Source organism: Pseudorhodoplanes sp. (assembly GCF_035565855.1).
Lineage (GTDB): Bacteria > Pseudomonadota > Alphaproteobacteria > Rhizobiales > Xanthobacteraceae > Pseudorhodoplanes.
In genome coordinates this window covers 1-9,605 of the sequence record NZ_DATMRX010000013.1, presented here as the reverse complement: position 1 = coordinate 9,605, position 9,605 = coordinate 1, and the positions used below count along the sequence as shown (strand labels likewise).

Genomic DNA, 9,605 nt, shown 5'->3' with positions numbered 1-9,605 from the left:
AGGCCGGGGACCACGGTGTCGGGATTGCCGTTCTTCTTGGTCAGGACCTCGCCGTGGAAGTTCGTCGGGATGCCGCCCATGTTGTAATGCACGGTCGGCAGCACCGGGATCGGCTCCTTGGTGACGTCGACGCCGGCAAAGATGCGCGCGCTTTCCGAAATGCCGGGAAGCCGCTCGTGCAACACTTCGGGCGTCAGGTGATCGAGATGCAGGTAGATGTGATCCTTGTTCTTGCCGACGCCACGGCCTTCGCGGATTTCGACCGTCATCGAGCGCGATACCACATCGCGTGACGCAAGGTCCTTGGCCGACGGCGCATAGCGCTCCATGAAACGCTCGCCTTCGGAATTGACCAGATACCCGCCCTCGCCGCGGGCGCCTTCGGTGATCAGGCAGCCGGCGCCGTAAATGCCGGTCGGATGGAATTGCACGAATTCCATGTCCTGCAGCGGCAGGCCGGCGCGCAGCACCATGGCGTTGCCGTCGCCTGTGCAGGTATGCGCGGAGGTCGCGGAGAAATAGGCGCGGCCATACCCGCCGGTCGCCAGGATGGTCATGCTCGCGCGGAAGCGATGCACCGAGCCGTCGTCCAGCTTGAGCGCGACGACGCCGACGCAGCGGCCCTCGCTGTCCATGATCAGATCGATGGCGAAATATTCGATGAAAAACTCGGCCGAATAGCGCAGCGATTGCTGATACAGCGTGTGCAGCATCGCATGCCCGGTCCGGTCGGCGGCGGCGCAGGTGCGCTGCGCGATGCCCTTGCCGTAATCGGTGGTCATGCCGCCGAACGGGCGCTGATAGATCTTGCCGTCCTCGGTGCGCGAGAAGGGCAGGCCCCAATGCTCGAGTTCATAGACGGCTTCCGGTGCGTTGCGGCACAGATATTCGATCGCGTCCTGATCGCCGAGCCAGTCCGACCCCTTGACGGTGTCGTACATGTGCCAGCGCCAGTCGTCGGGCCCCATATTGCCGAGGGCGGCGGCGATGCCGCCTTGCGCCGCGACGGTGTGCGACCGGGTCGGAAACACCTTGGTGATGCAGGCGGTGCGCAATCCCGCCTGCGCGCAGCCAACCACGGCGCGCAGGCCCGATCCGCCCGCGCCAATCACGACGACATCGAAGGTGTGATCTTCGATGGGGTAGGCCGCGCCCGTTACGGCCGGCGCGCCGCTCGGCTTGCTGCCGTTGGTTTTGTTGTTCATGGCCTCAAACTCCGAAAGACAGCTTCACCAGCGCGTAGAGACACGACAGGCCGATGACAAAACAGAAGAACGTGTTGCACATGATCAGCGTGAGCTTCAGATCGCTGTGCACGTAGTCTTCGATGATGACCTGCATGCCGAGCCACATGTGATAGGCGCTCGCGATCACGAACAGCATGATGGTGATCGCGACGAAGGGCGATCCGAGGATCTGCGCTGCGGCGGCATGATTGCGGCCAAGGAGGCCGATCACGATGAAGACGAAAATGACGGTGAGCGGGACGAGGGCGACCGCGGTGACGCGCTGCTTCCAGAAATGATCGGTGCCGGAATGGGCTGAACCGAGAAAGCGGACGCGCGACAGCGGAGTGCGCATCGAGGGCTGCTTGTGGCTCATCGGCTGCCTCCCATGAACAGGATGCCGATGATCCAGATCAGGATCGTCAGGCCAACCGAACCGACGAGAGTGGCGAGCGTCAGCCACTCGCGTTCGGCCGGGCCAAAGCCGCGGCCGGTGTCCCAGATCAGGTGCCGGACACCGCCCAGCATGTGATGGATGAGCGCCCAAGTGTACCCGAACAGGATCAGCATCCCGAAAATCGAGCCGGTGAAGGCCTGAACCTTCGCATAGGCTGTAGGTCCGGACGCCGCGGCGAGCAGCCACCAGGCCATCAAGAGTGTGCCGAAGAACAGTGCCGCGCCGGTGATGCGATGCACGATCGACATCGTCATGGTCAGGGTCGGCCGGTAGATACCGAGATGGGGCGACAGCGGTCTTTCGACTGCGCGGCGGGTATGGGCCATTCGTTTTACTCCAGCCGGCCGGACGGCCGAACTATCCAAGGGTCCCGGAGCATGAGCCGGGCAAGTCCGGCTGCCGGAAACGCCGACTGCCTTTAGAGACAGTCCAATTTCGGAAACGGCGAACGAATACCGCGATTTACGTTCCATGCAATAAGCATTTGGAGTAGGCTGCCTTCGTAATTTCCGAAGGCTGTTGCCACAATTTGAAAACCCTGAGAAATCGCCCGTGCGTTTCGATATTCCGGACCTGAGCCTGTTCCGGCATGTGGTGGAAGCCGGCAGCATCACCCAGGGCGCCGCGCGGGCCCATCTCGCGCTGGCCGCCGCCTCGACCCGCATCCGCAACATGGAGGATGCGATCGGCGCGCCGCTTTTGATCCGCAACCGCCACGGCATTACCCCGACCCAGGCCGGGCGGACCCTCCTCCAGCACGCGCGTACGATCCTCGCCCAGGCCGAACGGTTGCGTGAGGATCTAGGAGCCTATTCGGGTGGGTTTTTCAGTCAGGTCCGGATTCTCTCGAATACGAATGCATTGACCGAGTTCCTGCCGGATGTGCTCAGCCCGTTCCTGGCCGCGCATCCGCATGTCAGCGTCGACCTTGAGGAGCGGCTGTCCGACGAGATCGTGGGGCTCATCGGCGAAGGCGTCGGCGATATCGGGATCGTGGCCGGCACCGTGGATACCAGCCGTCTGGTGACATTCCCGTTCCGCAGCGACCGTTTCGTGCTGGTGGTGTCGCGCGATCATCCGCTGGCGCGGCGCGAAAAGGCGAGTTTCGCCGAGGTGCTGGACTATGACTTTGTCGGACTCGACCGCGCCAGCGCCCTGCAGCGCTTTCTGGCCGACAAGGCGAGCCGCATCGGCCGGCCGCTGAAATTGCGGGTGCAATTGCGCTCATTCGACGGCGTGTGCCGGCTGGTCGAACGTAATGCCGGCATCGGCATCGTGCCGGAAACGACAGTGCGATGGGCGCAGCGCTCGATGGCCATCAAGGCGGTGGATCTCACCGACACCTGGGCGTTGCGCGATCTGACGATCTGCGTGCGAGACATCGCCTCGCTGTCACCGTTCGCGCGCCAGCTCGTCGAGCATATGCGCAAGGCCTGATGGCATTTGTCGTTCCTGCGAAGCGGGGACCTATCCTCACGCTGTCATCGCCCGCAAGAGCGGGCGATGAAGTAAACACAACTGCTTCAGCGCGGGATCAGCACCCAGTAATCCAGATCGAGGATCACGTTGGGGTCGTCCTCGTCGCCGTTCTTCAGCGGGAAGGTGGCGCAGGGCTTGTCCTTGGTCGCGACCGTGCGCACCCGCAGCGCGCCGAGGTCGCTTCGCTGCGGCAGCTCCGCCTTGGCGAGGATCTCCGACCAGGCGAACACCGTGTTGCCGGCGAATAGCGGCGCCACATGGCGTCCGCCATTGATGCCGGCGATATGGAAGGCGTTGGCGAGTCCGTTGAAAGACAGCGCGCGCGCCAGCGAGATGACGTGACCGCCATAGATCAGGCGGCGGCCGAACCGGCCCTGTCCTTCGGTGAATTGATTGAAGTGGATGCGCGCGGTGTTCTGATAGAGGCGCGTCGCGATCATGTGCTCGGCTTCTTCGACGGTGACGCCGTCGACGTGGTCGATCTTCTCGCCGACAGTGTAATCCGCGAAGCGGTGCGTCGAGCCGGCGAGCACATTGTCATAGGCCCGTATATCGATCGGCGGACAGGCATCGCCGAGCATCTTCGGATCGAGCGCGGTCGGCAGCCGCGGCACGTGTTCGCCCGAAGGCACGGCGTTTTCGTCGCGCTTTCGCACCATCACCCAGCGGACATATTCCAGCACCTGCGTGCCGTCGGAGCGGTATCCGACCGAGCGCACGAACACGATGCCGGTCTTGCGGCTGGAATTCTCCTTCAGGCCGATGACTTCGGAGACGGCGCTGATCGTGTCGCCCGGATAGACCGGCGCGAGAAAACGGCAATTGGCGTAGCCGAGATTGGCGATCGCGTTGAGCGAGATATCCGGCACCGTCTTGCCGAACACGACATGAAACACCAGGAGATCGTCGATCGGCGAGCGCGGATAGCCGATGGCTTTGGCAAAGGCATCGGACGACTGCACGGCAAAGCGCGCACCGAACAGGCCATTGTAGAGCGCGACATCGCCGGTCGTGATCGTACGCGGCGTGGCATGGCGGATGCTCTGGCCGATCCGAAAGTCCTCGAAGAAATTTCCCGAAACCGTCTTGGTCATATGATTGTGCAGGGGCCCTGCGCTCCTCTCGATCCGGCGAGCGTATCAACGACGCGGCCTGTTCGGCGTCAAGTCCGGCCTGCGCGATGGCGGCAGCTGTGCGAATGGCTCACGAACGCGTGAAGCAGCCGGATCGTCAAACCGTGAGGCCGAGGCCGCGGACTCGCCGTCATCGACCATGTCCGCATGAACGAGATAGCGCATCGGTCCGGGAAACTTCGAATCGAGCGGCCAGCAGGTTGCGAGGATCAGATGATGGCCGTCCGCGAACGGATCGATGCCGGACCGGTCCCAGTGCACGACGGATGTATGCGTAACGCGAAAGCGGTGCGAGCGGCCATCGCGGAGCGTGACCACGATCTCGTCGTTCACGACGACATCCCTCAGGAACCGGAAATGCGTGTCGCGGTGCGCCGAATAGACCGCCGTACCGGGACTTCCGGCATGCGGCGTCGTCTCGACATGGCCGGGTCCGAAGGCCAGCGCCTGACCGCTCGACCCGTGCAGCACGATGGCGTTCGCCGTCAGCCGTGGCACTTGGATGCGTGCGATCGGCCAGGTGTCGGCCCATGACCATGGCTTGACGTCGGCGCCGGTCGCAAGTGTTTCCGAGAACGCGCGCTCGAGCAGCCATTGCGCGAGTTTCGCCTTGCCGTGCATCCACACTCCCTGCGTTGCCAAGGATGCGCCCGCGATCACCATTGCGATCGCTGCCAGCATCGCGAGCGGCGTGCGCCGCAGCCATGCGGAGAAGAGAAGGCGCGCACGCAGGGGGACATTGCGTGCGCGCCGGAGAGGCCAGGGCGAAAAGCCTCTCCTTGCCGGCGCGCAGGCGATCAGCCTGCAAGTTCTGTCGAAACTGCGCGCCGTGTTCATGATCGTGTTCGGCATTGGCTCTTGAGGCCGTCAGTGAAAAAGTCTCACCGCCATGTAAGCCCGGCCTGCCAGCGCAGGCGCGCCATGACGATCAGCCCGAAGAAGACCAGCAGGAAGCCGGCGATCATCCGCAGATCGGCATCGGTCGCCGTCTTTGGCAGCATGACGCCTGGGACGGAGCGGGCCTGCGAAGCGACGACCATCGGCGCCGCTGCAATCGGCGCTGAGCGCTTGTGCATCGCGGCTGCAGTATTTGCATCGATGGGACGCGCCGTCGCTTGGCGCTGCGGTGTATCCGCACGATCCGGTTGCATCGACGGCGGCTGGGCGCGGTCATCGGTGCGCTCGAACGTCTTGCGCGGACCGAAGACCTTGTCGAAGTCCCACCCGTGCGGAAGATTGAGCGGCAGATCGGCGCGCGACAGCTTCACGCCATCGGCTCTGCTCGGGGTCTTGTCGACCGCGACAAGACTGGTCAGCCGTGTCACAAGTTGATGGTCAAGCCCGAGCGCAAGGACGCGCTGGTCGGTCTCTTCCGGCGTTGCCCTGCGCAGCGTCCTTGCCACCTCGGCATCGGCGATCTTGCGTCGTGCCCAGAGCTTCGACAGGCCCTTGCCTTCCACGGCCTTGGCCAGCGGCAGGGTAACGGTCCAGGGCTGATCGCCGATGCGGCCCTTGACCTCCATGGTGCCTTCAAGCGCCGACATCTTCGCGGCCAGCACCAGCGGCTCGCCGCGATAGAGATCGGGGATCAGTTCCGGCGTGATGTCGCCCTTCGCCTGCGAGAAGGTGACGGAGAGATTGGTCACGGCCGGGCTTTCCAGCTTGTCGAACAGCGCGCGCATACGCGCCTCGACCTGATCGACGGAGCCGATATGGGTGAAGGTGCCGCGGCCGATCTCGGCGGCGCGCGTCATCAGGAAGGAATTCGGCGCCGAGCCGATGCCGACCATGAAGACCTGCGAGCGCCCGCGCATCGCGGCGAGCGTGTCGAAAAGCTGCTGCTCGTTGCCGATCGCACCGTCGGTGAGGAACACGACTTGCCGCAGAGAGGTTGCGTCCGCCGGCCGCGTGTCGGTCAGGGCGGCCCGCAAGGCCGGCACCATCTCGGTGCCGCCACGCGCTTCCAGTGCGGACACGAAGGCCTTGGCGCGCGCAATATTGTCGGCACTCGCCGGCACGCTGTCGCTGAACAACACGTCGTAGGTGTTGTCGAAGCGGATCACGTTGAAGCGATCGGCGGGTTTAAGCCGGTCGAGCGCGTAGAGAAGGCTGGCCTTGGCCTGTACGATCGAGGTGCCGCCCATCGAACCGGAATTGTCGATGACGAAGATCGCCTCGCGAGGGCGTGCGTCCTGTGGCTGTTCGGTTGCCGGCGGCGTCACGAATGCGAGCAGGTAATCGTCATTGCCGACCCGCTCGCGAAACAGTCCGACGGAAGGCGCGGCCTTCGCCGCCGAGGCCCAGGTCAGCTCGAAATCGCGGTCGGCCGGCAGCGGACCCTCGGCAAGCTTGATGACCTGCGTGTCGGCCGAAACCTCGTCCACCTTCACGTGATGATGGTGGCTCTTCACGTCGGCCAGCGGGAAGCCGGCCTGCAGCCGCACGGTGATCTGAACCGGATTGACCGGCGCATCGACGCGCGGGTCCAGCACCGGCGGCGTGATGCGGTCGCGGTCCGGCACCGGATCTGTTGTCTGGCCCCAGCCGGATTGTCCATCGGTGCTGAAATCCACAGTCTGCACGATGGGCTTGGGATTGTACCGCGGCCCCACCACCAGCGGGATGCGCAGCGAGAAGGTGCCCGCACTCTGCTTCACCGGTGCCTGATATTCGAGCTGCACCAGCACGGTTTCGCCGGGCCCGATATTGGCCACCGAATTGGTGAAGATATTCGGCCGCTCCTGTTCGATCAGCGTCGTCTTGTATCCGGCGGCCTTGGCCTGTTCGTAGATCGCTCGCGCGGTTTTGCGTTCCTTGATCTCGCCGACGACGATGCGCTCGCCGATCACCATCTTGAGAGTGTCGACCGCGCCGTCTTCGGGCAGCGGATAGACATAGACCGCCTCCACCCAATTGCCGGTATGATTGTGGAAGATCTGGGTGACGCGACCGCGGACGGTCGGGCCGCTGACCGTCAGGTCGTAATCCGCGCCGAGCCGGGGCGCCTCGACGAAGTCGCTGCCATCGCGCAGCATCAGCGCGCCGGCCCTGGGCTCGCCTCTGCCGGTCGTATCGGCTGCCGCCGCGACGATCTGCAGACAAACAAAAAAAGCCGCAATTGCTGTGAGAATCGCGGCCCTGATTTGCGGGATACCGGCCGTCCCTGCATCATGCTTCGGGCAGCCTGGCCAGATTTGAAGATGATGATTTTCCGACTCGACGGACATTTCAGTCGCTCCCATCTCAGGTGCATCCGCGGCGACCGCAACGATGCCAAAGCTTCCACCACAATCTTGGTGCCTGCGGTGTCGCGAATGTTCGAGCGTCAAGTTCGCGAATCTTTTGCACCGACGTGCAGCGTGTGACGGACTGTGTGATGATCTGTCCGGTTCTGTGAGGAAAAGGACGAGGGGAGGACAATGCTGATGTCGGAGAAGCAGCTGACGGCGGATCAGAGCCTGAAGGTTGCTGCGACCATCCGCGAGGAAATCGCGCGCCGGCGGATTTCGCGTCAGCAGCTTGCCGAGCGCGCAAGGATCAGCATTTCGACACTGGAAAAGGCGCTGGCCGGCCGGCGTCCGTTCACGCTTGCGACGACCATCCGGCTTGAGGAGGCGCTCGGCGTAACGCTGCGCAATGGCGGCACGAACGGCCATGTCAGCAACGCGAATGGAGTCGCGCCGGACGATCTCGGCGCCTATGCGCGCCGCTCGGTGCTGTGGATCGAGGGCACCTATCTCACGCTGCGTCCGTCATTCGGTGAGCCGGGAGCGATCTACGCGTATCGAACGGACATCCTGTGGGACGATGAACAATCCAGTCTGATCTTTCGCGAGTCCGGCCGGCTGGATTCCGATTTCACGCAATATGGCAGCGTCGCGGTGCCGAACCAGTCCGGCCACATCTATCTGGTCACCAATCGGCATGGACAATACCGTCTGATCACGGCGTCACGGCCGACCATCACCGGAGAGATGTACGGGATATTGACGACGCTGCTCGCCGGGCGTGGCTCGCAACTTACGCCGATCGCCGCACCGATCGCATTCGTGCCGCACGGCGTGGTCGCCGATGCCGCGTTCGGACGGATCGCAAGCGGGCACGCGCTGCACGAGAAGTATCAGCAATTCCTGAAGCGCACCCTCGACGAACCCTTCGCGATGTTCCTGCCGGTGGCGTGAGGATCAGGCCGCGCGGTCTATTGCCTTGCCGTTACGGTCAAGTTCGGTGCCACAGGACGCGCAGGTCCAGCCGCCCAGCAACGTTTGACGGAGCGAGGTCGGCTTGCGCATCGCTGGTTGCCTGGTGCCACAGACCGGGCAGTCCGGTGTCGCGAAAGCCCAGGTCGAGAGGGCATAAAAGCTGAACAGGCCGAAAAGCATGGGCATCACGGCCCAGAACGGCTTTTCGGCGCCGAACACCAGGCCGAGCGCGGTCAGCACGGCGAGAAACACGACACATATCAGCACGAGAACCTTGAGCGCCGGACCATACCTCTGCATCGCACCCTCCATTTGGTCTTCTGTCGGTGCAACCGGCGCTTCGGTTCGAAAAACGGCCCGGCGCTTGTCATTTTCCATCGGGGGCTTTAGGCACTGCGGCGGTTTTCCCCCTTCCGAGGCGCTTATTCATGGCGAGTTTCAAGCTTCTGCTCCTTCCCGGCGACGGCATCGGCCCCGAGGTCATGGCCGAGGTCAAAAAGCTGATCGATCTCTTCAACAAGAAGGGCATCGCCTCATTCTCCTATACGGAAGGGCTGGTCGGCGGCGCGTGCTACGACGCGCATAAGGTCTCGATCACGGACGCCACCATGGACGAGGCGCAGGCGGCGGACGCCGTGATCTTCGGCGCGGTCGGCGGCCCGCAATGGGACAAGGTGCCCTACGAGGTGCGGCCCGAGGCCGGCCTCCTGCGCCTGCGCAAGGACCTCGCGCTCTACGCCAATCTGCGGCCCGCGGTGACCTACCCGGCGCTGGCCGATGCCTCCTCGCTCAAGCGGGAGCTGGTCGAGGGCCTCGACATCATGATCCTGCGCGAGCTGACCGGTGGCGTCTATTTCGGCGAGCCGAAGACCATCACCGATCTGGGCAACGGCCAGAAGCGCGCGGTCGATACGCAGGTCTACGACACCTACGAGATCGAGCGGATTGCGCGGGTGGGCTTCGAGCTGGCGCGCAAGCGCCGCAACAAGGTCACGTCGATGGAAAAGCGCAACGTGATGAAGTCGGGCGTGCTCTGGAACGAAGTCGTCACCGAGGTGCACAATCGCGAGTTCAAGGACGTCCAGCTCGAACACATGCTGGCGGATGC

General features: G+C 63.8%; 11 protein-coding genes. 4 read left to right on the top strand and 7 right to left on the bottom strand.

Features of this window, described 5'->3' with window-relative positions; all coding sequences use genetic code 11:
* From VN004_RS00925 to sdhC, 3 genes are all read right to left on the bottom strand, one after another.
* The coding region (locus tag VN004_RS00925; RefSeq protein ID WP_325606229.1) for an FAD-binding protein at window positions 1–1,205 on the bottom strand (1,205 nt) is incomplete at its 3' end.
* Window positions 1,206–1,209: 4 nt separating this feature from the next.
* Window positions 1,210–1,581, bottom strand: a complete 372-nt coding sequence (gene sdhD / locus VN004_RS00920; protein WP_325606230.1) for a succinate dehydrogenase, hydrophobic membrane anchor protein — start codon at window positions 1,579–1,581, stop codon at window positions 1,210–1,212.
* A 17-nt stretch (window positions 1,582–1,598) separates the two neighbouring features.
* Window positions 1,599–2,009, bottom strand: a complete 411-nt coding sequence (gene sdhC / locus VN004_RS00915) for a succinate dehydrogenase, cytochrome b556 subunit (protein WP_325606228.1) — start codon at window positions 2,007–2,009, stop codon at window positions 1,599–1,601.
* A gap of 226 nt (window positions 2,010–2,235) precedes the next feature.
* On the opposite strand from sdhC, the gene VN004_RS00910 reads away from it, so the two are divergent.
* The gene (locus VN004_RS00910; protein ID WP_325606227.1) at window positions 2,236–3,120 is read left to right on the top strand and encodes a LysR substrate-binding domain-containing protein; all 885 of its coding nucleotides are present in this window, start codon (window positions 2,236–2,238) and stop codon (window positions 3,118–3,120) included.
* A gap of 86 nt (window positions 3,121–3,206) precedes the next feature.
* On the opposite strand, the gene VN004_RS00905 is transcribed toward VN004_RS00910, so the two are convergent.
* Both VN004_RS00905 and VN004_RS00900 read right to left on the bottom strand, forming a co-directional pair.
* Complete coding sequence (locus VN004_RS00905) at window positions 3,207–4,256, bottom strand: MaoC family dehydratase (RefSeq protein WP_325606226.1); 1,050 nt, start codon at window positions 4,254–4,256, stop codon at window positions 3,207–3,209.
* Window positions 4,257–4,301: 45 nt separating this feature from the next.
* A complete protein-coding gene (locus VN004_RS00900; protein WP_325606225.1) occupies window positions 4,302–4,916 on the bottom strand; it encodes a class GN sortase in 615 nt (204 codons plus the stop codon).
* On the opposite strand from VN004_RS00900, the gene VN004_RS00895 reads away from it, so the two are divergent.
* Window positions 4,906–5,157 carry a hypothetical protein gene (locus tag VN004_RS00895; RefSeq protein ID WP_325606224.1) on the top strand — a complete coding sequence of 84 codons (252 nt, stop codon included), beginning with the start codon at window positions 4,906–4,908 and terminating at the stop codon, window positions 5,155–5,157. The genes VN004_RS00900 and VN004_RS00895 overlap by 11 nt on opposite strands.
* 19 nt (window positions 5,158–5,176) lie before the next feature.
* On the opposite strand, the gene VN004_RS00890 is transcribed toward VN004_RS00895, so the two are convergent.
* Window positions 5,177–7,522, bottom strand: coding sequence for a marine proteobacterial sortase target protein (locus VN004_RS00890; protein WP_325606223.1), 2,346 nt, complete (start codon window positions 7,520–7,522; stop codon window positions 5,177–5,179).
* A 192-nt stretch (window positions 7,523–7,714) separates the two neighbouring features.
* Between VN004_RS00890 and VN004_RS00885 the strand changes: the two genes are divergently transcribed.
* A complete protein-coding gene (locus tag VN004_RS00885) occupies window positions 7,715–8,476 on the top strand; it encodes a helix-turn-helix transcriptional regulator (RefSeq protein WP_325606222.1) in 762 nt (253 codons plus the stop codon).
* A gap of 3 nt (window positions 8,477–8,479) precedes the next feature.
* Here VN004_RS00885 and VN004_RS00880 read toward each other — a convergent pair whose 3' ends face one another.
* On the bottom strand, window positions 8,480–8,797 hold the full coding sequence (locus VN004_RS00880) for a hypothetical protein (RefSeq protein ID WP_325606221.1): 318 nt from the start codon (window positions 8,795–8,797) through the stop codon (window positions 8,480–8,482).
* Window positions 8,798–8,925: 128 nt separating this feature from the next.
* On the opposite strand from VN004_RS00880, the gene VN004_RS00875 reads away from it, so the two are divergent.
* Window positions 8,926–9,605, top strand: a 680-nt coding sequence (locus VN004_RS00875) for an isocitrate/isopropylmalate family dehydrogenase (protein ID WP_325606220.1), incomplete at its 3' end; no start/stop codon positions are given.

What these genes read in the sequence shown, in the direction of transcription:
- sdhD (WP_325606230.1), bottom strand. Translation starts at nt 1,581, where the DNA reads ATGCGCACTCCGCTGTCGCGCGTCCGCTTTCTCGGTTCAGCCCATTCC.
- sdhC (WP_325606228.1), bottom strand. Translation starts at nt 2,009, where the DNA reads ATGGCCCATACCCGCCGCGCAGTCGAAAGACCGCTGTCGCCCCATCTC.
- VN004_RS00905 (WP_325606226.1), bottom strand. Translation starts at nt 4,256, where the DNA reads ATGACCAAGACGGTTTCGGGAAATTTCTTCGAGGACTTTCGGATCGGC.
- VN004_RS00900 (WP_325606225.1), bottom strand. Translation starts at nt 4,916, where the DNA reads ATGCACGGCAAGGCGAAACTCGCGCAATGGCTGCTCGAGCGCGCGTTC.
- VN004_RS00890 (WP_325606223.1), bottom strand. Translation starts at nt 7,522, where the DNA reads ATGTCCGTCGAGTCGGAAAATCATCATCTTCAAATCTGGCCAGGCTGC.
- VN004_RS00885 (WP_325606222.1), top strand. Translation starts at nt 7,715, where the DNA reads ATGCTGATGTCGGAGAAGCAGCTGACGGCGGATCAGAGCCTGAAGGTT.
- VN004_RS00880 (WP_325606221.1), bottom strand. Translation starts at nt 8,797, where the DNA reads ATGCAGAGGTATGGTCCGGCGCTCAAGGTTCTCGTGCTGATATGTGTC.